The following is a 21,127-nucleotide window of genomic DNA, read 5'->3' on the forward strand; positions in this document are numbered from 1 at the left end:
CGACACCGGAAACCCGGCGCCCCCGCGCCCCACCAGGGCCACCATGGCCGTATGACGGCTCCCTCCCGCACCACCCGCGCCCGCTCCTTCGATGCCGCCGCGGCCCAGTACGCCGCCAACCGTCCCTCCTATCCACCCGCCCTCTTCGACGCGATCGAAGACCTGGCGGGCCGCTCCCTCGCGGGCGCCCGGGTCGCGGACGTAGGCGCCGGGACCGGTATCGCGACCGGCCTGCTGCGGGCCCGCGGGGCCGAGGTGATCGCGGTGGAGCCCGGCGAGGGGATGGCGGCCGAGTTCCGTCGCGCACTGCCCGGCGTGCCGCTCGTCCTCGGCGACGGCGACGCCCTCCCGCTCGCGGACGACTCGGTCGACCTCGTCACCTACGCCCAGGCATGGCACTGGACGCGGCCGGCCCGCTCGCTGGCCGAGGCACGGCGCGTGCTGCGGCCCGGCGGGGCGCTGGCGATGTGGTGGAACCAGGACGCGTTCGACGTTCCGTGGATCGCCGAGCAGGGCGACCGCATCCGGCACCACTTCCGCGGCGAGTACGGCAACAAACAGGGCGCGGCCACCGTCCGCACGGCCCTCGCCTTCGAGGGCGTCCACGAGATACCCGCCCACGGCCACCGCGTCGTGCGCTGGAGCCGCACGGTCCCCGTCGACACCCATCTGGCCAACATCGGCAGCCACTCGATCTTCCTGGTGCAGGGCGCGGAGGCGACGACCGCCTTCCTCGCCGAGGAGCGCGAGCACCTGCTGCGGTCCTTCCCCGACGGCACGGTCGAGGAGACGTACGACGTCCTGTTGATCGTCGCCGCCTTCTGATCCCGGCTCGGTCAGGCCCTCGTGAGCCATGGCCCCTTCAGCCCTTGACGCCGAAACGCGGCCGAGAGGATTATTCAGCGCATGATGAATTACGAGTCCACGCGCACCGAGCCCCCGGGGACCACCCGGGAAGAACCCGCCGTCCGGGCCGACGCCCTGAACGTCGTCCGCGGCGGCCGCCAGGTCCTCCGCGACCTCTGCTTCACCGTGCCGCACGGCCAGATCACCGGCCTGCTCGGCCCCTCCGGCTGCGGCAAGACCACCCTGATGCGCTCGATCGTCGGCACCCAGGCCAAGGTCACCGGCACCCTGGAAGTCCTCGGCCGGCCGGCCGGCGATGCCGCCCTCCGCTCCCGCATCGGCTACGTCACCCAGGACCCCTCCGTCTACGACGACCTGACGATCCGGCAGAACCTCCACTACTTCGCGGCGATCCTCGACCCCGGCCGTGCCGCCGCCGAGCGCCGCCACGACAACGTCACCCGCGCCATCGCCGACGTCGACCTCACCTCGCACGCCGACGCCCTCGCCGGCAACCTCTCCGGCGGCCAGCGCAGCCGCGTCTCCCTCGCCGTGGCCCTGCTCGGCACCCCGGAACTCCTGGTCCTCGACGAACCGACCGTCGGACTCGACCCGGTACTGCGCCGCGACCTGTGGAACCTCTTCCACCGCATCGCCGACGAGCGCGGCGCCACCCTCCTCGTCTCCTCCCACGTCATGGACGAGGCCGAGCGCTGCCACCGCCTGCTGCTGATGCGCGACGGCGAGATCCTCGCCGACGACACCCCCGAGGCCCTGCGCGGCAGCACCCGTACCGACACCGTCGAAGCCGCCTTCCTCCACCTCGTCGACCAGGCGGCCGCGACCGGCACCCGCAAGGAGACCGTCCGATGAACGCCTCCCGCACCCTCGCCACGGCCGCCCGCGTCCTGCGCCAGCTGCGCCACGACCCCCGGACCATCGCCCTGCTCCTCGTGGTCCCCTGCCTGATGCTGTTCCTGCTCCGCTTCGTCTACGACGGCAGCCCGCAGGTCTTCGACAACATCGGCGCCTCGCTGCTCGGCATCTTCCCGCTGATCACCATGTTCCTGGTGACCTCCATCGCCACCCTGCGCGAGCGCACCTCCGGCACCCTCGAACGCCTCCTGGCGATGCCCCTGGCCAAGGGCGACCTCATCGCCGGCTACGCCCTCGCCTTCGGCGCCCTCGCCATCGTCCAGTCCGCCATCGCCACCGGCCTCGCCCTGTGGTTCCTCGGCCTGGACGTCATCGGCTCGCCATGGCTGCTGCTCCTGGTGGCCCTCCTCGACGCCCTCCTCGGCACCGCCCTCGGCCTGTTCGTCTCGGCCTTCGCCGCCTCCGAGTTCCAGGCGGTCCAGTTCATGCCGGCCGTGATCTTCCCCCAGCTCGTCCTCTGCGGCCTGCTCACCCCGCGCGAGAAGATGCAGCCCGTCCTGGAGGGCATCTCGAACGTCCTGCCCATGTCCTACGCCGTCGACGGCATGAACGAGGTCCTCCGCCACACCGACATGACGACCGCCTTCGTACGCGACGCCCTCATCGTCGCCGGATGCGCCCTGCTCGTCCTGGGCCTCGGCGCCGCCACCCTCAGGAGGCGCACGGCATAGCGGGCCGCGCGGCGGCGTTCCGCCAGCCGGACAGCCGCCCCGGCCCCGCACCGCCGGTGCGAGGATGACCCCATGAGCCAGAAAGTCGCAGTCCTCGGCACCGGCAAGATCGGCGAAGCTCTGCTCAGCGGGATGATCCGCGGCGGCTGGGCCCCGGCCGACCTCCTGGTCACCGCCCGCCGCCAGGAGCGGGCCGAAGAACTCCGCGCCCGCTACGGAGTCACCCCGGTCACCAACCCCGAAGCCGCCAAGACCGCCGACACCCTGATCCTCACCGTCAAGCCGCAGGACATGGGCACGCTCCTCGACGAACTCGCCCCGCACGTCCCCGCCGACCGCCTCATCATCAGCGGCGCCGCCGGCATCCCCACCTCGTTCTTCGAGGAGAGGCTGGCCGCCGGGACCCCCGTCGTCCGTGTCATGACGAACACCCCCGCCCTCGTCGACGAGGCCATGTCCGTCATCTCCGGCGGCACCCACGCCACCGCCGAACACCTCGCCCACGCCGAGGAGATCTTCGGTGCCGTCGGCAAGACCCTGCGCGTCCCCGAGTCCCAGCAGGACGCCTGCACCGCCCTCTCCGGCTCCGGCCCGGCCTACTTCTTCTACCTGGTCGAGGCCATGACGGACGCCGGCATCCTGCTCGGCCTGCCCCGCGACAAGGCCCACGACCTGATCGTGCAGTCCGCGATCGGCGCCGCGACCATGCTCCGCGACAGCGGCGAACACCCGGTCAAACTCCGCGAGAACGTCACCTCACCCGCGGGCACGACCATCAACGCCATCCGCGAACTCGAGAACCACGGCGTCCGCGCCGCGCTCATCGCCGCCCTCGAAGCCGCCCGCGACCGCAGCCGCGAACTCGCCACCGGCAAGAAGGACTGACCCCCGCCCGCCGGGGGCGGCGCTCACGCGCCCGCCGCGTCCACCAGCTCCTCCGTGGTCACCACCCGAGCGAAGCCGCCCCCGTGCAGCGACACCGCGGACGCCCGCGCCACCTCGTCCGCGCCCATCCGCCAGCCGAACGGCCCCTCCAGATCGAAGGTGTACGTCGCGTCGTACGCGACCACCACCTCGTACCCGAGGTTCCCGCCCATCCGAGCGGTCGTCTCCACGCACATGTTCGTCTGGATCCCGGCGAGCACGAACTGCGAGATCCCCGCCTCCCGCAGCCAGGCCCCCAGATCCGGCGTCCCGAGGAACGCCGAGTTCACGCTCTTCGTCAGGAACAGCTCGGGCCCGGCCCCCTTCCCCCTCCTCTCCTCGACGTACTCCTTCAGCTCATTGCCCTCGTAGCCGGGCCGCAACGGCGACTCCGGCTTCGACGAGTCATGCCGCACGAACACCACCGGCCGCCCCGTCGACTGCCATACGTCGATCAGCGCCGCGATGTTGTCATCGGCCCCCGGGTTGTTCCGGGGCCCCCAGAAGCCGGCCTCCTCGAAGCCCTTCTGCACGTCCACGACCACCAGTGCTGCGTTCTCCGCGATCTCCATGCCCACGATCCTGCCGCCGTCGGCCTCCACGCCCCAGCAGGTGAAAAGACAGCGATCGATGGTTTACTGCCAGGCATGGCCTGTGCTCCGGGCGCCCCCGCCCACCGTGTCGCACTCCTAGCCTTCCCCGGCATCCGCGCCTTCGACGTCTCCGTCATCACCGAGGTCTGGGGAACCGACCGCACCGACCGCGGCGCCCCCGTCTTCGACCTGCGCCGCGTCGCCACCGACAGCACCACCCCCATCCCGATGCGCGGCGGCATGTCCCTCCTTCCCGACCGCACCCTCGCCTGGCTGCCCGAAGCCGACCTGATCGTCGTCCCCGGCCTCGACGACCACCTCACCCCCGCACCCGCCCCGGTCCTCGACGCCCTCCGCCACGCCCACGCCCGCGGCACCACCATCGCCGCCCTCTGCGGCGGAGCCTTCACCCTCGCCCAGGCGGGACTCCTCGACGGCCGCCGCGCCATCACCCACTGGAACCTCGTCGACCTGCTGCACGCCCACCACCCCCACGTGACCGTCGTCCCCGACGCCCTCTTCATCGAGGACGACAACATCTGGACCGCCGCAGGCACCGCGGCCGGCATCGACCTCTGCCTGCACCTCGTCCGCCGCTCCCACGGCGCCGAAGCGGCGGCCACCATCGCCCGCTCGATGGTCACCGCCCCCTTCCGCACCGGAACCCAGGCGCAGTTCATCGAGCACCCCACACCCCGCGTCGACCGCGACGCCGACACCCTCGCCGCCGTACGCGAACACGCCCTGCGCCACCTCCACGAACCGCTCACGGTCGCCGACCTGGCCGCCCACGCGGGCATGTCCCCCCGCAGCTTCGCCCGCCACTTCACCGCGGAGACGGGGACGACCCCGCTGCGCTGGCTCCTCGACCAGCGCATCGCCGCCGCCCAGAAACTCCTCGAACAAACCGACCTGCCCATGCCCGAGGTCGCCCGCCGCGCCGGCTTCGGCAGCGAGGTCACGATGCGCCAGCACTTCGCGTCGCGCCTCGCCACCAGCCCGCGTGCCTACCGCACCGCGTTCAGCACCCCACCGGCATCCGCCTCCGCACCCGCCTCGGGGACGGCGGGCAGCAACCCGATCGCGCGATAGGCGGCATCCACGGTCGGCCGGGCCATCGCCCGAGCCCGTCCGGCACCGGCCCGCAGCACCCCCTCCAGGTACCCGGGATCGGCGCACAGCTCACGATGCCTGTCCTGCACGGGCCGCAGCACCTCGACGACGGCCTCCGCGGTGTCCTTCTTCAAGGCGCCGTACGACTCGTACGCATCGCTCAGGGCCTCCGGGTCCCGGCCCGTGCAAGCGGCGAGGATCTCCAGCAGGTTCGCGAGCCCCGGCCGCTCCTCCCGGTCGTAGACGACCTCCCGCCCACTGTCGGTCACGGCCCGCATGACCTTCTTGCGTACGACGTCCGGCTCGTCGAGCAGGTAGACGACCCCCAGCCCCGACTCGTCCGACTTCCCCATCTTCCGCGTCGGCTCCTGCAGGTTCATCACCCGCGCCGCCACCGCCGGCAGCGTCGCCCGCGGCACCGTGAACGTGTGTCCGTAGCGCTGGTTGAACCGCACCGCCAGATCCCGCGCCAGCTCCACGTGCTGCGCCTGGTCCTCACCCACCGGCACGTCGTCCGTCCCGTACGCGAGGATGTCCGCCGCCATCAGCACCGGATACGTCAGGAGCGACACCCGCACGCTTCTGCCCCGGGCGGCCTCCTTCGCGGCCTTCTCCTTGTACTGGATCATCCGCCGCATCTCACCGTCGCTCGCCACGCACTCCAGCACGTACGACAGCCGCGCGTGCTCGTCCACATGACTCTGTACGAAGAGCGTGCACAGCTCGGGATCCAGCCCCGACGCCAGCAGCAGCGTCGCGGCCTGCCGACTGAGCCTGCGCACCCGCGCCGGATCGTGGTCCATGGTCAGCGCGTGCAGATCGACCACACAGAACAGCGCGTCGGCCTGATGCTGATCGACCTCGGCCCACCGCCGCATGGCCCCCAGGTAGTTCCCCAGGGTCAGGTGCCCGGTCGGTTGGATCCCGCTGAAGACCCGTGCCATCTCTCCACTCCTTCTCCGGTCGGGCCGCCGCTGCTGCGGCCGGCCCTCCGGAGCCCTGGAGGGAGAAACAAGAACGGCCGCCGAAGCGGCGGCCGTTGTGCATACGTGAGTACGGCCGCCGTCAGGCGGCCCACCACTGCTGGGTGCACGTACGCGTAGTCATGGCAACGAGCGTACGCCTCCGGGATGCCGTCTGTCCGCAAGTTGACACGCCCCGGGCGGGTCCGTAGGGTTCTTCGAGTTGTCCGACGTGAGAGCCGACTCCGGTCGGTCCCCGGACAGCCATTCCGCAGGTACCAACCACTACTCGACTGCTGTCGATCAGGCTGCCGTCGCTTTATTGGCATGTGTATTCGCGAAATGAGGAATCCGCGTTCGAAGGACGCAGGCCGCCGATTAGCGCGGGGGCCGGGAATCCGCTAAAGTCTCACTCGTCGGAACGGCCCAACAGCCGGGAAGACAAACCCCTCTGACTGGGAATCAGACGCCGAAAGGATCTGATAGAGTCGGAAACGCAAGACCGAAGGGAAGCGCCCGGAGGAAAGCCCGAGAGGGTGAGTACGAAGGAAGCGACCGTTCCTTGAGAACTCAACAGCGTGCCAAAAGTCAACGCCAGATATGTTGATACCCCGACACCGGGATTTCCTGGTGGCGAGGTTCCTTTGAAGAAAACACAGCGAGGACGCTGTGAACGGTCGGGCTCATTCCGCCTGACTGTTCCGCTCTCGTGGTGTTCATCCCGATTACGGGAAAACATTCACGGAGAGTTTGATCCTGGCTCAGGACGAACGCTGGCGGCGTGCTTAACACATGCAAGTCGAACGATGAACCACTTCGGTGGGGATTAGTGGCGAACGGGTGAGTAACACGTGGGCAATCTGCCCTTCACTCTGGGACAAGCCCTGGAAACGGGGTCTAATACCGGATAACACTCTCGCAGGCATCTGTGAGGGTTAAAAGCTCCGGCGGTGAAGGATGAGCCCGCGGCCTATCAGCTTGTTGGTGAGGTAATGGCTCACCAAGGCGACGACGGGTAGCCGGCCTGAGAGGGCGACCGGCCACACTGGGACTGAGACACGGCCCAGACTCCTACGGGAGGCAGCAGTGGGGAATATTGCACAATGGGCGAAAGCCTGATGCAGCGACGCCGCGTGAGGGATGACGGCCTTCGGGTTGTAAACCTCTTTCAGCAGGGAAGAAGCGAAAGTGACGGTACCTGCAGAAGAAGCGCCGGCTAACTACGTGCCAGCAGCCGCGGTAATACGTAGGGCGCAAGCGTTGTCCGGAATTATTGGGCGTAAAGAGCTCGTAGGCGGCTTGTCACGTCGATTGTGAAAGCCCGAGGCTTAACCTCGGGTCTGCAGTCGATACGGGCTAGCTAGAGTGTGGTAGGGGAGATCGGAATTCCTGGTGTAGCGGTGAAATGCGCAGATATCAGGAGGAACACCGGTGGCGAAGGCGGATCTCTGGGCCATTACTGACGCTGAGGAGCGAAAGCGTGGGGAGCGAACAGGATTAGATACCCTGGTAGTCCACGCCGTAAACGGTGGGAACTAGGTGTTGGCGACATTCCACGTCGTCGGTGCCGCAGCTAACGCATTAAGTTCCCCGCCTGGGGAGTACGGCCGCAAGGCTAAAACTCAAAGGAATTGACGGGGGCCCGCACAAGCGGCGGAGCATGTGGCTTAATTCGACGCAACGCGAAGAACCTTACCAAGGCTTGACATACACCGGAAAGCATTAGAGATAGTGCCCCCCTTGTGGTCGGTGTACAGGTGGTGCATGGCTGTCGTCAGCTCGTGTCGTGAGATGTTGGGTTAAGTCCCGCAACGAGCGCAACCCTTGTTCTGTGTTGCCAGCATGCCCTTCGGGGTGATGGGGACTCACAGGAGACCGCCGGGGTCAACTCGGAGGAAGGTGGGGACGACGTCAAGTCATCATGCCCCTTATGTCTTGGGCTGCACACGTGCTACAATGGCCGGTACAATGAGCTGCGATACCGTGAGGTGGAGCGAATCTCAAAAAGCCGGTCTCAGTTCGGATTGGGGTCTGCAACTCGACCCCATGAAGTCGGAGTCGCTAGTAATCGCAGATCAGCATTGCTGCGGTGAATACGTTCCCGGGCCTTGTACACACCGCCCGTCACGTCACGAAAGTCGGTAACACCCGAAGCCGGTGGCCCAACCCCTTGTGGGAGGGAGCTGTCGAAGGTGGGACTGGCGATTGGGACGAAGTCGTAACAAGGTAGCCGTACCGGAAGGTGCGGCTGGATCACCTCCTTTCTAAGGAGCACTTCTTACCGAGCTCGCTCGGTCAGAGGCCAGCATGCGGGCGAACGTCCCGCACTGGTTGCTCATGGGTGGAACGTTGACTACTCGGCCGGGTTTCTGGGTCGGAGGCTGCTAGTACTGCTCGCAAGAGCGTGGAACGCATGATCTCCGGACGGTTGCCGGCCGGGCACGCTGTTGGGTGTCTGAGGGAATGGTTTTCCTCAGTCGCCGGCCCCAGTGAACTTGTTCTTCGGAGCAGGGTGATGGGTGGCTGGTCGTTGTTTGAGAACTGCACAGTGGACGCGAGCATCTGTGGCCAAGTTTTTAAGGGCGCACGGTGGATGCCTTGGCACCAGGAACCGATGAAGGACGTGGGAGGCCACGATAGGCCCCGGGGAGTCGTCAACCAGGCTTTGATCCGGGGGTGTCCGAATGGGGAAACCCGGCAGTCGTCATGGGCTGTCACCCTTGCCTGAACACATAGGGCAAGTGGAGGGAACGCGGGGAAGTGAAACATCTCAGTACCCGCAGGAAGAGAAAACAACCGTGATTCCGGGAGTAGTGGCGAGCGAAACCGGATGAGGCCAAACCGTATGCGTGTGAGACCCGGCAGGGGTTGCGCATGCGGGGTTGTGGGATCTCTCTTCTGTTGTCTGCCGGCAACAGGACGAGTCAGAAACCGTTGATGTAGGCGAAGGACATGCGAAAGGTCCGGCGTAGAGGGTAAGACCCCCGTAGTCGAAACGTCAGCGGCTCGTTTGAGAGACACCCAAGTAGCACGGGGCCCGAGAAATCCCGTGTGAATCTGGCGGGACCACCCGCTAAGCCTAAATATTCCCTGGTGACCGATAGCGGATAGTACCGTGAGGGAATGGTGAAAAGTACCGCGGGAGCGGAGTGAAATAGTACCTGAAACCGTGTGCCTACAAGCCGTGGGAGCGTCGGAATGAAGACTTGTCTTCATTCTCGTGACTGCGTGCCTTTTGAAGAATGAGCCTGCGAGTTTGCGGTGTGTTGCGAGGTTAACCCGGGTGGGGAAGCCGTAGCGAAAGCGAGTCCGAACAGGGCGATTTTAGTAGCACGCTCAAGACCCGAAGCGGAGTGATCTAGCCATGGGCAGGTTGAAGCGGAGGTAAGACTTCGTGGAGGACCGAACCCACCAGGGTTGAAAACCTGGGGGATGACCTGTGGTTAGGGGTGAAAGGCCAATCAAACTCCGTGATAGCTGGTTCTCCCCGAAATGCATTTAGGTGCAGCGTCGTGTGTTTCTTGCCGGAGGTAGAGCACTGGATAGGCGATGGGCCCTACCGGGTTACTGACCTTAGCCAAACTCCGAATGCCGGTAAGTGAGAGCGCGGCAGTGAGACTGTGGGGGATAAGCTCCATGGTCGAGAGGGAAACAGCCCAGAGCATCGACTAAGGCCCCTAAGCGTACGCTAAGTGGGAAAGGATGTGGAGTCGCAGAGACAACCAGGAGGTTGGCTTAGAAGCAGCCACCCTTGAAAGAGTGCGTAATAGCTCACTGGTCTAGTGATTCCGCGCCGACAATGTAGCGGGGCTCAAGCGTACCGCCGAAGTCGTGTCATTGCAGCATGAGGGCCAACGCCCGCTGTGATGGGTAGGGGAGCGTCGTCTGCCGGGTGAAGCAGCCGCGTAAGCGAGTTGTGGACGGTTGACGAGTGAGAATGCAGGCATGAGTAGCGATTCACACGTGGGAAACGTGTGCGCCGATTGACTAAGGGTTCCTGGGTCAAGCTGATCTGCCCAGGGTAAGTCGGGACCTAAGGCGAGGCCGACAGGCGTAGTCGATGGATAACCGGTTGATATTCCGGTACCCGCTGTGAAGCGTCAAACATCGAGCATCGTGATGCTAAGGCCGTGAAGCCGCCCCGGAGCCTTCGGGCAAAGGGGAGTGGTGGAGCCGCCGAACCAAGCGGTTAGTAGGTGAGTGATGGGGTGACGCAGGAAGGTAGTCCATCCCGGGCGGTGGTTGTCCCGGGGTAAGGGTGTAGGACGAGTGGTAGGCAAATCCGCCGCTCATGTGTCTGAGACCTGATGCCGAGCCGATTGTGGTGAAGTGGATGATCCTATGCTGTCGAGAAAAGCCTCTAGCGAGTTTCATGGCGGCCCGTACCCTAAACCGACTCAGGTGGTCAGGTAGAGAATACCGAGGCGTTCGGGTGAACTATGGTTAAGGAACTCGGCAAAATGCCCCCGTAACTTCGGGAGAAGGGGGGCCACGCTTGGTGAGAGGACTTGCTCCTCGAGCTGGGGGTGGCCGCAGAGACCAGCGAGAAGCGACTGTTTACTAAAAACACAGGTCCGTGCGAAGCCGTAAGGCGATGTATACGGACTGACGCCTGCCCGGTGCTGGAACGTTAAGGGGACCGGTTAGTCACATTTCGGTGTGGCGAAGCTGAGAACTTAAGCGCCAGTAAACGGCGGTGGTAACTATAACCATCCTAAGGTAGCGAAATTCCTTGTCGGGTAAGTTCCGACCTGCACGAATGGCGTAACGACTTCTCGACTGTCTCAACCATAGGCCCGGTGAAATTGCACTACGAGTAAAGATGCTCGTTTCGCGCAGCAGGACGGAAAGACCCCGGGACCTTTACTACAGTTTGATATTGGTGTTCGGTTCGGCTTGTGTAGGATAGCTGGGAGACTGTGAACTCTGGACGCCAGTTCAGGGGGAGTCGTCGTTGAAATACCAGTCTGGTCGTGCTGGATGTCTAACCTGGGTCCGTGATCCGGATCAGGGACAGTGTCTGATGGGTAGTTTAACTGGGGCGGTTGCCTCCTAAAGAGTAACGGAGGCGCCCAAAGGTTCCCTCAGCCTGGTTGGCAATCAGGTGTTGAGTGTAAGTGCACAAGGGAGCTTGACTGTGAGACCGACGGGTCGAGCAGGGACGAAAGTCGGGACTAGTGATCCGGCGGTGGCTTGTGGAAGCGCCGTCGCTCAACGGATAAAAGGTACCCCGGGGATAACAGGCTGATCTTCCCCAAGAGTCCATATCGACGGGATGGTTTGGCACCTCGATGTCGGCTCGTCGCATCCTGGGGCTGGAGTCGGTCCCAAGGGTTGGGCTGTTCGCCCATTAAAGCGGTACGCGAGCTGGGTTTAGAACGTCGTGAGACAGTTCGGTCCCTATCCGCTGTGCGCGTAGGAGTCTTGAGAAGGGCTGTCCCTAGTACGAGAGGACCGGGACGGACGAACCTCTGGTGTGCCAGTTGTTCTGCCAAGGGCATGGCTGGTTGGCTACGTTCGGGAGGGATAACCGCTGAAAGCATCTAAGCGGGAAGCCTGCTTCGAGATGAGGACTCCCACCCACTTGATGGGGTAAGGCTCCCAGTAGACGACTGGGTTGATAGGCCGGATCTGGAAGCACGGTAACGTGTGGAGGTGACCGGTACTAATAGGCCGAGGGCTTGTCCTCAGTTGCTCGCGTCCACTGTGTTAGTTCTGAGGCAACGACCGTGTTTTTTCCGGTCTAACTTCATAGTGTTTCGGTGGTTATAGCGTGAGGGAAACGCCCGGTTACATTCCGAACCCGGAAGCTAAGCCTTACAGCGCCGATGGTACTGCAGGGGGGACCCTGTGGGAGAGTAGGACGCCGCCGAACAAATTTTGGGAAAACCCCGCACCTTTCAGGTGCGGGGTTTTTTGCGTTTACAGTGGCTCCATGCGCTATGACCTCGTCATCTTCGACAACGACGGCGTGCTCGTCGACAGTGAGCCGATTTCCAACCGGCTCCTGGCCGCCTACCTGACCGAGCTGGGGCACCCGACGTCGTACGAGGACTCCATACGGGACTACATGGGGTCGGCCATGCACCGGGTTCACGAGCTGGTCCTGGAGCGGACGGGGCAGGTGCTGCCCGGGGACTTCGACGACGTGTTCCATGCCCGCGTCTTCGCCGCCTTCGAGCGGGAGTTGAAGCCCGTGGCGGGCGTGGGCGAGGTGCTGGAGAAACTCACGGCGGACGGAGTGCCGTACTGCGTGGCCTCGTCCGGGAGTCATGCGCGGATCCGGGTGGGGCACCGGACGACCGGGCTGGACCGGTGGTTCGGGGAGGAGCGGATCTTCAGCTCCGAGGACGTGGGGCGGGGGAAGCCGGCGCCGGATCTCTTTCTGTACGCCGCCGAGCGGATGGGCGTCGCACCCGAGCGGTGCGTGGTCGTGGAGGACAGTCCCCTGGGTGTGCGGGCGGCCGTCGCGGCCGGCATGGACGTGTACGGGTTCACCGCGATGACGCCGGTCGGCAAGCTCGCCCAGGCCACCCAACTCTTCGACGACATGTGTGAGTTGGCAGGTCTGCTCGGCTGACAAATGTCATGCCGAGCCCCGGACGATCGTTTCTACTGCCGTGCGGGTGCCGTCCGCGAAGCTGAACGCATGACGACGAAGACGAGCAAGCAGAACTCCTTCCGGCCGCTGATCATGGACGTGGCGGTGCCCGTCGGGTCCTACTACCTCTTCAAGGAGGCCTTCGGGGCCGGCACCTTCACCGCCCTGGCACTGAGCAGCGTGGTGCCGGCCGTGCGGACCGTGTGGAGCGCCTTGAAGGAGCGGAAGGCGAACTCGCTCGCCGGGCTCATCCTCGTGGTCAACGCGGTGTCGTTGGCGCTGAGTTTCCTCTCGGGCGATCCGCGGCTGATGCTCGCCAAGGACAGCGGGGTCAGCAGCGTGATCGGGATCGCCGTTCTGGTGTCCGTGGTGATGGGCCGGCCGATGATGACGGAGGCGTTCAAGCCCTTCCTGACGCGGGGTGACGCGGCGAGGGAGGCCGCCTGGGAGCGGCTGGCGGTCGGGTCGGCCGCGTTCCGGCGGCTGGAGGGGGTCTTCTCCGCGGTGTGGGGTGTGGCGCTGCTCGCGGAGTGCGCGGCGCGGATCGTGGGGGCCTACACCGTGCCCGTCGACACCATGGTCTGGCTCGGATCGGTCATCCTCGCCGGTGCGATCACCCTGGCACTCTTCGTCAGCCGCAAGGCCGCTGCCGAGCCCATGGCGCGGATGCTCACCGCCGAGGTGAACGCGACCGCGGAGACGGTCCGGGGCGAGATCGCGATCGCCGCCTGACGGCCCGACCGATAAAGCTGAGGAAAATTCATCTTTGGCTGGATCTACCCACAGGTAGCCAGGGGCCCTACGCTCGCCGCCATGACAGATGTGCTGCGGCGCGGCAGGGCCTCTTTGGCGTTCAGCTTCTTCGTGCAGGGCGCCACCTTCGCCCTTCTGGTGACCCGTATCCCGGCCATTCAGGACCGGTACGGCGTCTCCGACGCGCTGCTGCCCGCCTTCCTGGCCGCCGTGCCCATCCTGGCCGGCGTCGGAAGCGTGACGACCGAGCAGCTGGTGAAGCGAATACGGCCCAGTCTGCTGCTGCGGTGGCTGCAGCCGGTGGTGATGCTGGCGCTGATCGGCGTCGGGTCGGGAGACCGGCTGGCCGAGCTGGGGATCGCGCTGGCGGCCTTCGGGCTGGCCGTGGGCGGGCTGGACGCCTCGATGAACATGCTCGGGGTGAGCCTGCAACGGTCGTACGGGCGCAGCATCATGCTCAGTTTCCACGCCGCGTTCAGCCTGGGCGGGATCGTGGGGGCCTCGCTGGCCTGGGTGGGGGCGCACTGGCATCTCGCGCTGTGGGTGTCGTATCTGCCGGTCGTCGTGGTGCTGCTGCCCGCCGTGCTGGTGGGGAGCCGGTGGTACGTCGACGCGGGTGCCGGTTCCGATGCGGTGGCCGTGGAGGGCGGCGAGACGCAGTCCCTGGTCTTCAAGCTGCTGCTGCCGCTGTGCCTGGTGATGACCTTCGCGTACATCGGGGACTCGACCGTCTCCAACTGGAGCGCGAAGTACCTGAAAGACGTGCTCGGGAGCTCGGAGCAGCTGTCGACCGTGCCCTACAACGTCTACATGGTGACCACGCTGCTGGGCCGGGCGCTGGGGGACGCGGGGGTGCGGCGGTTCGGGGCCGTCGCGGTGGTGCGGCTGGGGGCGGTGGTGGCGGCCGCGGGGTTCGCCGTGGTGGCCGTGGCGCCGGGTGCGTGGCTCGGGATGCTCGGGTTCACGCTGGTGGGGCTCGGACTGTGCGTGCTGGTGCCGCAGACGTTCGCGGCGGCCGGGCGGCTGTTCCCGGGGGCCTCGGACGCGGCGGTGGCGCGGCTCAACGTCTTCAACTACGTCGGGTTCCTGGTCGGCTCGCCGTTGGTGGGGGCGCTGGGCGACGCGTGGAGCTACCGCGGGGCGATGCTCGTACCGATGGTGTTGGTGCTGGTGACCCTCGTGTACGCCCGCTCGTTCGCACCTCCGCCGGACCGATACGGTGGCGAGCATGAGCGGCCGCGCACAGCTGATGTGGGACGAGGCAGTAACGGGCTATGACTTCGGTCCGGACCATCCGATGGATCCGGTCCGGCTCGCCCTGACCAGGCGTCTCGTCGATGCCTTCGGGCTGGACAAGGACGTCGAGGTGGTGACGGCGAAGCCCGCCGGGGAGTCGACGCTGCGGCTCGTCCACCGGGAGGACTACATCGACGCTGTGAAGGCGGCCTCGGCGGACCCCGGCGCGGCGGACGGGGCGTACGGGATCGGGACCATGGACGATCCCGCCTTCGCCGGCATGCACGAGGTGTCCGCGACGATCGCCGGGCAGTCGGTGGGGGCGGCCGAGGCGGTGTGGCGCGGGGAGGCGCTGCACGCCGTGAACTTCACCGGCGGGCTGCACCACGCGATGCCGGGCGGTGCCTCCGGGTTCTGCATCTACAACGACGCCTCGCTCGCGATCGCGCGGCTGCTGGAGCTGGGCGCCGAGCGGGTCGCGTACGTCGACGTGGACGTGCATCACGGGGACGGTGTGCAGGCGGCCTTCTGGGAGGACCCGCGGGTTCTGACGATCTCCTTGCACGAGCATCCGCGGACGCTGTTCCCGCAGACCGGGTGGCCGGAGGAGACGGGGGCCGACTCGGCGGAGGGGTCGGCGGTGAACGTGGCGCTGCCGGCCGGGACCGGGGACGCGGGGTGGCTGCGGGCGTTCCACGCCGTGGTGCCGGAGCTGATCGCGGACTTCCGGCCGCAGGTGCTGGTGACGCAGCACGGGGCCGACACGCACTTCGAGGATCCGCTGGCGCACCTCGCCGTGTCGCTGGACGCGCAGCGGGCGGTGCAGGTCGCCTGTCACGACCTGGCGCACCGGTACGCCGACGGCAGGTGGGTCGCGCTGGGCGGCGGCGGATACGCGGTGGTCGAGGTCGTGCCGCGGTCCTGGACGCACCTGGTGGGGATCGCGGCGGGGCGTGAGATCGCGCCGGAGACGGTGATCCCCGAGAGCTGGCGGCAGGAAGTCTTCGCGCGGACCCGGCAGTTGGCGCCGGGGCGGATGACGGACGGGCGGTGGCCGGTGTCCTGGGCCGAGTGGGAAGCGGGATACGACCCCGCGGACCGGCTCGACCAGGCGGTGCTCGCGACCCGGCGGGCGGTGTTCCCGCTGCGGGGCCTGCTGGCCTAGGCCCTGTCGTGAGGGCCATTACGCCGACTGTGGGGTGTTTCCCTGTTCGGGTGGCCGCGGGCGGGCCGGTCCGCCACCATCGCAAGCGTGTTGAGCACCGGAGTCCTGCGCGCTCATCTGCTGGCTGCCCGCCTCGCCGGACCGGTGGCCACCTCGCGCGAGGAGAGTCTGCGGAGCTACCGGCTCTTCGCGGCACGCGACCCCCGGGTGCTGATCGGGCTCGATCCCGAATGGACATGGAGACAGCGTGATGTGATTGAGTTGATGGCGCAGAAGTGCGGTGTTTCGGCCGATCCGCATCATGTCTCAGGCCATGATCTGATCGATCCTGAGCTGACACTGACTGGTCTGGAGGCGTTCGCGGAGCGTCTGGCGGCTGCGGCCCAGCGCAGGGCACCTGTGCTCCTCGGCACCGGACACCCGCACCGGCTGCTCGGGTTCTACGCCGCCTTGGCGGACGCGCTGTCGGCGGCGGGATGTATCGTCCTCACACCGGCGCATGGTCGCCGTGTCGACATAACGACCCGGTTCGGTCTACGCACGTACAACCTTGAGTACGTACGGCGAGTCGCGTTCGTCCGCGAACCCGGGACGCCCCGCCCCGGTTGTGCGACCGGCGCACACACGCATTCACCGCTGCCGGTTCGCCTCGCCCTGGCCGCGGCCGCCGAGGTCGGCGGGCCGCTGCCCGAGCTCGTCATCGGCGACCACGGCTGGGTCTGCGGGGCAGGTCAGCTGGGGTTTGAGGCCATTGGTCTGGCAGATACGGATGACCCCGCGCTCTTTGTGGGGGAGGCTGAGGGGGTCGTGTCCGTCGTCGTTCCACTTGATGACGCTGTGCGGTCTGATTACTACCGGCCGCTTACCCGCTACGTACTCAATCGAGCGTGTCTGTCACAGTAGGCCGCCGATGGGTGCACCTCTTCCCCACTCGCATCACCCGCCCCTACATTGGGGAGTGAGCACGCAGCGACGAAGAGTCACCGGAAGGGGAAGCCGGTGGCCGTCGAGTGCGGAAGGTTCAGGTGTGTCATGGCTGCTGAGCAGAGGCCTCTGAGCGAGGTTCAGTTCCTTACCGTGGCGGAAGTCGCCTCGGTGATGCGAGTGTCGAAGATGACCGTGTACCGCTTGGTGCACAGCGGTCATCTGCCCGCGATCAGGGTGGGGCGGTCCTTCCGCGTCCCCGAGAACGCGGTTCACGAGTACCTCCGCGAGAGCTACGTGGGGGTGGAAACCGCCTGACGACGACGGGTTCGAGGGGGATCCTCAGGGCACTCAGGGATCTCCCCGGACCCCTCGATGGCACCTCGATTACGACCTCAGCGCTCGGGCGGGTAGGCTAGCCCCTCGTAGGTCGTGTGGGCCCATGGCGCCCAAACACCGAGTGATGAGAAGTGAGCGAGGGTAGTCGTGGGCTCTGTTATCAAGAAGCGGCGCAAGCGGATGGCCAAGAAGAAGCACCGCAAGCTGCTCAAGCGCACGCGCGTTCAGCGTCGCAACAAGAAGTAAGGCGACGCGGCGACAAGCAGCGTGTTCATGTGGCCCCCCACCGCATCCGGTGGGGGGCCACATGCGTTCTCGGTTCACGGACGTTCACATGGCCGGGTCCGGTCGTATGTGCTGTGGATGTGGTTACTTCATGCATTGGGCGGTCATCACAGCGCAACACCGACCCGCTAAGTTGGCCGCACACGGGGAACGCGGCAGGCTACGACTACCGGATGTGCTGGAAGGAAGGCGCTGATCTTGGGCAAGGTCGTGCTCGTGACCGGAGTGGCCCGCAGGCTGGGGGGTCGGTTCGTCCGACGGATCCAGCGTGACCCGCGGGTGGACCGGGTCGTCGCCGTGGACGCCGTCCCCCCCGAGCACCATCTCGGGGGCGCCGACTTCATCCAGGCCGACATCCGGCAGCCCACCATCGCGCGGGTGCTCGCCGAGACGGGCGCCGACACGGTCGTACACCTGGATGTGACGGCCATGGCGCTGGGCAGCGGCAGTCGGGCCACGGTCAAGGAGACCAACGTCATCGGCACCATGCAGCTGCTCGGTGCCTGCCAGAAGTCGCCGACGGTCAAACGGCTGGTGGTGAAGTCCAGTACGAACGTGTACGGCTCCGCGCCCCGCGACCCCGCCGTCTTCACCGAGACGACCCCGCCCAAGTCCCTGCCCTCCGGCGGGTTCGCGAAGGACACGGTCGAGGTCGAGGGATACGTCCGGGGCTTCGCCCGCCGGCGGCCCGACGTGGCCGTCTGCGTGCTGCGCTTCGCCAACATCCTCGGCCCGGCCGCCGACACCCCGCTCGCCTCGTACTTCGCGCTGCCGGTGCTGCCGACCGTGTTCGGCTACGACCCGCGGCTGCAGTTCGTGCACGAGGACGACGTGATGGAGGTGCTCCGCATCGCCTCGCACGAGCCGGAGCGGGGCACGCTCAACAGCGGCACTTTCAACATCGCCGGCGACGGCGTCCTGCTGCTGTCGCAGTGCTCGCGGCGGCTCGGCAAGCCCACCGTGCCCCTGCTGCTGCCGGCCGTCACCTGGGCCGGCTCGCTGGTGCGTACCCTGGGAGTGACCGACTTCTCGCCCGAGCAGATCCGGCTGCTGACGCACGGCAGGGTCGTGGCCACGGACCAGATGCGGGAGACGCTGGGGTTCCGGCCGAAGTACACGACGGCGGAGACCTTCGCCGACTTCGCCCGCAGCCACGGACCCGGACTCCTGCCGCCGGAGGCCCTCGCGGGGGCCGTCGACCGGATCGCCGCACTGCCCCTCCCGGGCGGTGGCCACCCCCCGACGCAAAGCGCCAACTGAGGAGCGCATCAACGATGGCGGACGCCAAGGTCATTCCGTTCGACGACGACCGGTCCCGCGGGAGCGCCGTACAGCGGCCCCCGCGCCGCCGGGGCGCGGGGAGCCGGCGCAAGACCGCGGAACCCGCGCAGGTCGGAGAGGTCCAGCCCCTGCCCGGCAGGGCTCCGGCGCAGGATGATGTTCCCGTGACGCGTGAGGAACAGCAGCCCGAGAGGCCGCGGGACGAGGGCGGCCTGGAGCGGCGCATCGCGCACGGGCTGGCCTTCCTGCGCCGCCGGCTCACCGGCGACTACGAGGTCGACGACTTCGGGTACGACGAGGAGTTGACCGACCAGGTCCTGATGTCCCTGCTGCGGCCGGTGTACGAGAAGTACTTCCGGGTCGAGGTGAAGGGCGTCGAGAACATCCCGAAGGACGGTGGCGCGCTGATCGTCGCCAACCACTCGGGCACGCTGCCGATGGACGGCCTGATGCTCCAGGTCGCCGTCCACGACAACCATCCCGCCGGCCGACACCTGCGCCTGCTCGCCGCCGACCTGGTCTTCATGCTGCCGGTCGTCAACGAGCTGGCCCGCAAGCTCGGTCACACCCTGGCCTGCGCGGAGGACGCCGAACGCCTCCTCGGCCAGGGAGAGTTGGTCGGTGTGATGCCGGAGGGCTTCAAGGGCGTCGGCAAGCCCTTCTCCGAGCGCTACAAGCTCCAGCGCTTCGGGCGCGGCGGGTTCGTCTCGACGGCCCTGCGCCAGGGCGCCCCGATCATCCCGTGCTCGATCGTGGGCGCGGAGGAGATCTACCCGATGATCGGCAACGCGAAGACGCTGGCCCGTGTGCTGGGCTTCCCGTACTTCCCGCTGACGCCGACCTTCCCCTGGCTGGGCCCGCTGGGCGCGATCCCGCTGCCCACCAAGTGGACGATCCAGTTCGGCGAGCCGATCCCGACGGACGGCTATCCGCCGGAGGCCGCCGAGGATCCGATGCTGATGTTCAACCTGACCGACCAGGTCAGGGAACAGATCCAGCACACCCTCTACAAGCTGCTGGTACAGCGCCGGTCGGTGTTCTTCTGAGTGCTCCGGTACGGCGGTGGGGGCGCCCTTCCCCAGAAGGGCGCCCCCACCGCCGTACCGCCTAGGAGTTGCTGTTGTCGCCCTCGATGCCGAGGCCCGGTAGGAGGCCTGGGAGGAGGGGTGGGATGGTCACGTCCGGGTTGGCGCTGGGAGAGCCGGTCGCCGACGGGGACGCGGTGCCGCTGGAGTTGGGCGGGTCGAGCAGACCGCCGGTGTTGCCGCCGATCAGGCCGTCGCTGCCGGTGGTGGCCGAGCCGCTGGGGCTGCTGGAGTGGCTCCCGTCGGCGGAGCCCTTCCCGGCGCCCGGCGAGGTCGAGCCGCGGCCGGGGCCCGAGGTGCCCGTGGACGCCGTACCCGAACCGTTGCGCCTGCCCTCGCCGCCGCCCTGGGCGGGCGACTGGGGGAGCAGGGACTGCAGCGGGGCGACCTCTTCGTCTATGGCGTCGAAGACCGACGACACCTCGTCGCTGACGTCGCCGAGCTGGACCGGGAGCTTGTCGCGCAGTGCGCCCCAGACCTCGCGGTGCGAGCGGGAGAAGACGGAGAGGGCCTGGATGGGGTCGAGGGAATGCGGGTCGCGCTCGTACGCCTCGTGCAGCAGGCGGTGGCCTTCGGAGGCGTCGTGCTGCATGCCGGACAGGGCGCGACGGACCTCGCCGACGGACTCGTGGTCGAGGTGGCCGCCGCGGCCGCGGTCCATCAGCCTGCGTGCCTCGTTCAGCCGGGTCGAGGCGAGGTCGAGATAGGCCTGGCCCTGCTGGTCGGCGCCCTCGGTGAGGTAGTTGAGCTTGAAGTCCTCGATGCCGCGCTTGAGGCCGTAGAGCGAGTCACCGGGCAGGGCGTCCGAGCTGGCCGCGGCGACTCCGCCGAAGGCTCCCGCGGCGACGCCGACGCTGAGCCCGCCCGCGGCGAGCCCCTTGGTCAGTCTGGACCGGGGGCGCAGTTTGCCCAGCCCGCTCGCCCGGTGCGTGCCCCGGGAGCGATGCGAGCGCTGCTCGGGCACCGAAGGATCTGCCGCCTCGCCACCAGCGCCCTCCTGCAGCATGGCCTCGAACGCGGCCACCAGCTGGGCCCGCTGGACGACCTTGACTTCGGGGTCCAGCTCCGGCTTGGGCAGCTCGCCGAGGTCGACCACCAGGGCCAGCAGCTCGGCATGCGCCGTCCGTGCCGCCGCCGGTGGGGGTGGATCGGACTGCTGAGCCGCCGTGTCCCGGTCGGGCTGCTCGTCCAGGGCCTGGGCGAAGGCGTTCGCCCGCCGGTGCGCCGATACGTTCGCGATCACTGGCGGCACCTCCTCTCGTCATGACGGTCGACTCCCCAGGGGGTCCTGAGGGTTGCACGCCCCGACAACAAGCACACGATCGAGTGATCGGAGTCGGCCAGGGAGTGACCACAGGGAGCCTGCATCCCGCACAACGAGCGGCGCGGCACTTGGGTTACGGACGACGGATG

At 67.2% G+C, this 21,127-nt stretch carries 17 protein-coding genes and 3 rRNA genes; 17 read left to right on the forward strand and 3 right to left on the reverse strand.

Annotated features, from left to right (window positions below; all coding sequences use genetic code 11):
• Nucleotides 1-51: 51 nt before the first annotated feature.
• From FBY22_RS43075 to proC, 4 genes are all read left to right on the forward strand, one after another.
• Nucleotides 52-825: a class I SAM-dependent methyltransferase gene (locus tag FBY22_RS43075; RefSeq protein ID WP_142154304.1), complete on the forward strand. Its 774-nt coding sequence runs from the start codon at nt 52-54 to the stop codon at nt 823-825.
• A gap of 81 nt (nt 826-906) precedes the next feature.
• The gene (locus FBY22_RS43080; RefSeq protein ID WP_142154305.1) at nt 907-1,719 is read left to right on the forward strand and encodes an ABC transporter ATP-binding protein; all 813 of its coding nucleotides are present in this window, start codon (nt 907-909) and stop codon (nt 1,717-1,719) included.
• The gene (locus FBY22_RS43085) at nt 1,716-2,453 is read left to right on the forward strand and encodes an ABC transporter permease (protein WP_058923970.1); all 738 of its coding nucleotides are present in this window, start codon (nt 1,716-1,718) and stop codon (nt 2,451-2,453) included. Before FBY22_RS43080 ends, FBY22_RS43085 begins: the two co-directional genes overlap by 4 nt.
• Nucleotides 2,454-2,525: 72 nt before the next feature.
• Nucleotides 2,526-3,338, forward strand: a complete 813-nt coding sequence (gene proC / locus FBY22_RS43090; RefSeq protein ID WP_142154307.1) for a pyrroline-5-carboxylate reductase — start codon at nt 2,526-2,528, stop codon at nt 3,336-3,338.
• A 23-nt stretch (nt 3,339-3,361) separates the two neighbouring features.
• Here proC and FBY22_RS43095 read toward each other — a convergent pair whose 3' ends face one another.
• Nucleotides 3,362-3,949 carry a cysteine hydrolase family protein gene (locus FBY22_RS43095; protein ID WP_142154309.1) on the reverse strand — a complete coding sequence of 196 codons (588 nt, stop codon included), beginning with the start codon at nt 3,947-3,949 and terminating at the stop codon, nt 3,362-3,364.
• A gap of 75 nt (nt 3,950-4,024) precedes the next feature.
• Here FBY22_RS43095 and FBY22_RS43100 point away from each other — a divergent pair, with 75 nt between their 5' ends.
• On the forward strand, nt 4,025-5,062 hold the full coding sequence (locus FBY22_RS43100; protein WP_142154311.1) for a GlxA family transcriptional regulator: 1,038 nt from the start codon (nt 4,025-4,027) through the stop codon (nt 5,060-5,062).
• Here the strand turns inward: FBY22_RS43100 and trpS are convergent.
• On the reverse strand, nt 4,978-6,027 hold the full coding sequence (gene trpS / locus FBY22_RS43105) for a tryptophan--tRNA ligase (protein ID WP_142154313.1): 1,050 nt from the start codon (nt 6,025-6,027) through the stop codon (nt 4,978-4,980). The two genes, FBY22_RS43100 and trpS, sit on opposite strands and share 85 nt — an antisense overlap.
• A gap of 756 nt (nt 6,028-6,783) precedes the next feature.
• On the opposite strand from trpS, the gene FBY22_RS43115 reads away from it, so the two are divergent.
• The 12 genes from FBY22_RS43115 to FBY22_RS43170 all read left to right on the forward strand — a co-directional run bounded on the left by FBY22_RS43115 (nt 6,784) and on the right by FBY22_RS43170 (nt 19,675).
• Nucleotides 6,784-8,309 (forward strand): 16S ribosomal RNA (locus FBY22_RS43115).
• Between the two features lie 302 nt (nt 8,310-8,611).
• Nucleotides 8,612-11,734: ribosomal RNA gene (locus FBY22_RS43120) — 23S ribosomal RNA — on the forward strand.
• A gap of 69 nt (nt 11,735-11,803) precedes the next feature.
• Nucleotides 11,804-11,920: ribosomal RNA gene (rrf, locus tag FBY22_RS43125) — 5S ribosomal RNA — on the forward strand.
• The 16S, 23S and 5S rRNA genes sit together here, the layout of an rRNA operon.
• A 60-nt stretch (nt 11,921-11,980) precedes the next feature.
• Nucleotides 11,981-12,625, forward strand: coding sequence for an HAD family phosphatase (locus FBY22_RS43130; RefSeq protein ID WP_142154315.1), 645 nt, complete (start codon nt 11,981-11,983; stop codon nt 12,623-12,625).
• Between the two features lie 69 nt (nt 12,626-12,694).
• Complete coding sequence (locus tag FBY22_RS43135; protein WP_142154317.1) at nt 12,695-13,378, forward strand: VC0807 family protein; 684 nt, start codon at nt 12,695-12,697, stop codon at nt 13,376-13,378.
• 81 nt (nt 13,379-13,459) lie between these two features.
• Complete coding sequence (locus FBY22_RS43140) at nt 13,460-14,677, forward strand: MFS transporter (protein ID WP_142154319.1); 1,218 nt, start codon at nt 13,460-13,462, stop codon at nt 14,675-14,677.
• Complete coding sequence (locus tag FBY22_RS43145; protein ID WP_142154321.1) at nt 14,628-15,800, forward strand: acetoin utilization protein AcuC; 1,173 nt, start codon at nt 14,628-14,630, stop codon at nt 15,798-15,800. The genes FBY22_RS43140 and FBY22_RS43145 overlap by 50 nt, the downstream gene beginning before the upstream one ends.
• 87 nt (nt 15,801-15,887) lie before the next feature.
• A complete protein-coding gene (locus tag FBY22_RS43150; protein WP_142154323.1) occupies nt 15,888-16,703 on the forward strand; it encodes a phosphatase in 816 nt (271 codons plus the stop codon).
• A 129-nt stretch (nt 16,704-16,832) separates the two neighbouring features.
• A complete protein-coding gene (locus FBY22_RS43155) occupies nt 16,833-17,042 on the forward strand; it encodes a helix-turn-helix domain-containing protein (RefSeq protein ID WP_016437488.1) in 210 nt (69 codons plus the stop codon).
• Nucleotides 17,043-17,210: 168 nt separating this feature from the next.
• Nucleotides 17,211-17,309: a 30S ribosomal protein bS22 gene (locus tag FBY22_RS43160; RefSeq protein WP_003948845.1), complete on the forward strand. Its 99-nt coding sequence runs from the start codon at nt 17,211-17,213 to the stop codon at nt 17,307-17,309.
• A gap of 237 nt (nt 17,310-17,546) precedes the next feature.
• Complete coding sequence (locus tag FBY22_RS43165) at nt 17,547-18,608, forward strand: NAD-dependent epimerase/dehydratase family protein (protein ID WP_142154325.1); 1,062 nt, start codon at nt 17,547-17,549, stop codon at nt 18,606-18,608.
• A gap of 14 nt (nt 18,609-18,622) precedes the next feature.
• On the forward strand, nt 18,623-19,675 hold the full coding sequence (locus tag FBY22_RS43170) for a lysophospholipid acyltransferase family protein (RefSeq protein ID WP_142154327.1): 1,053 nt from the start codon (nt 18,623-18,625) through the stop codon (nt 19,673-19,675).
• A 61-nt stretch (nt 19,676-19,736) separates the two neighbouring features.
• Here FBY22_RS43170 and FBY22_RS43175 read toward each other — a convergent pair whose 3' ends face one another.
• Nucleotides 19,737-20,957 carry a DUF5667 domain-containing protein gene (locus tag FBY22_RS43175; protein ID WP_142154329.1) on the reverse strand — a complete coding sequence of 407 codons (1,221 nt, stop codon included), beginning with the start codon at nt 20,955-20,957 and terminating at the stop codon, nt 19,737-19,739.
• Nucleotides 20,958-21,127 lie beyond the last annotated feature (170 nt).

It is taken from the genome of Streptomyces sp. SLBN-31 (genome assembly GCF_006715395.1).
In the GTDB taxonomy this organism is placed as follows: domain Bacteria; phylum Actinomycetota; class Actinomycetes; order Streptomycetales; family Streptomycetaceae; genus Streptomyces.

Coding starts and splice junctions, on each gene's coding strand:
- FBY22_RS43155 (WP_016437488.1), top strand. CDS start 16,833: ATGGCTGCTGAGCAGAGGCCTCTGAGCGAGGTTCAGTTCCTTACCGTG.
- FBY22_RS43145 (WP_142154321.1), top strand. CDS start 14,628: ATGAGCGGCCGCGCACAGCTGATGTGGGACGAGGCAGTAACGGGCTAT.
- trpS (WP_142154313.1), bottom strand. CDS start 6,027: ATGGCACGGGTCTTCAGCGGGATCCAACCGACCGGGCACCTGACCCTG.
- FBY22_RS43085 (WP_058923970.1), top strand. CDS start 1,716: ATGAACGCCTCCCGCACCCTCGCCACGGCCGCCCGCGTCCTGCGCCAG.
- FBY22_RS43135 (WP_142154317.1), top strand. CDS start 12,695: ATGACGACGAAGACGAGCAAGCAGAACTCCTTCCGGCCGCTGATCATG.
- FBY22_RS43130 (WP_142154315.1), top strand. CDS start 11,981: ATGCGCTATGACCTCGTCATCTTCGACAACGACGGCGTGCTCGTCGAC.
- FBY22_RS43140 (WP_142154319.1), top strand. CDS start 13,460: ATGACAGATGTGCTGCGGCGCGGCAGGGCCTCTTTGGCGTTCAGCTTC.
- FBY22_RS43100 (WP_142154311.1), top strand. CDS start 4,025: ATGGCCTGTGCTCCGGGCGCCCCCGCCCACCGTGTCGCACTCCTAGCC.
- FBY22_RS43075 (WP_142154304.1), top strand. CDS start 52: ATGACGGCTCCCTCCCGCACCACCCGCGCCCGCTCCTTCGATGCCGCC.
- FBY22_RS43170 (WP_142154327.1), top strand. CDS start 18,623: ATGGCGGACGCCAAGGTCATTCCGTTCGACGACGACCGGTCCCGCGGG.
- FBY22_RS43080 (WP_142154305.1), top strand. CDS start 907: ATGATGAATTACGAGTCCACGCGCACCGAGCCCCCGGGGACCACCCGG.
- proC (WP_142154307.1), top strand. CDS start 2,526: ATGAGCCAGAAAGTCGCAGTCCTCGGCACCGGCAAGATCGGCGAAGCT.
- FBY22_RS43095 (WP_142154309.1), bottom strand. CDS start 3,949: ATGGAGATCGCGGAGAACGCAGCACTGGTGGTCGTGGACGTGCAGAAG.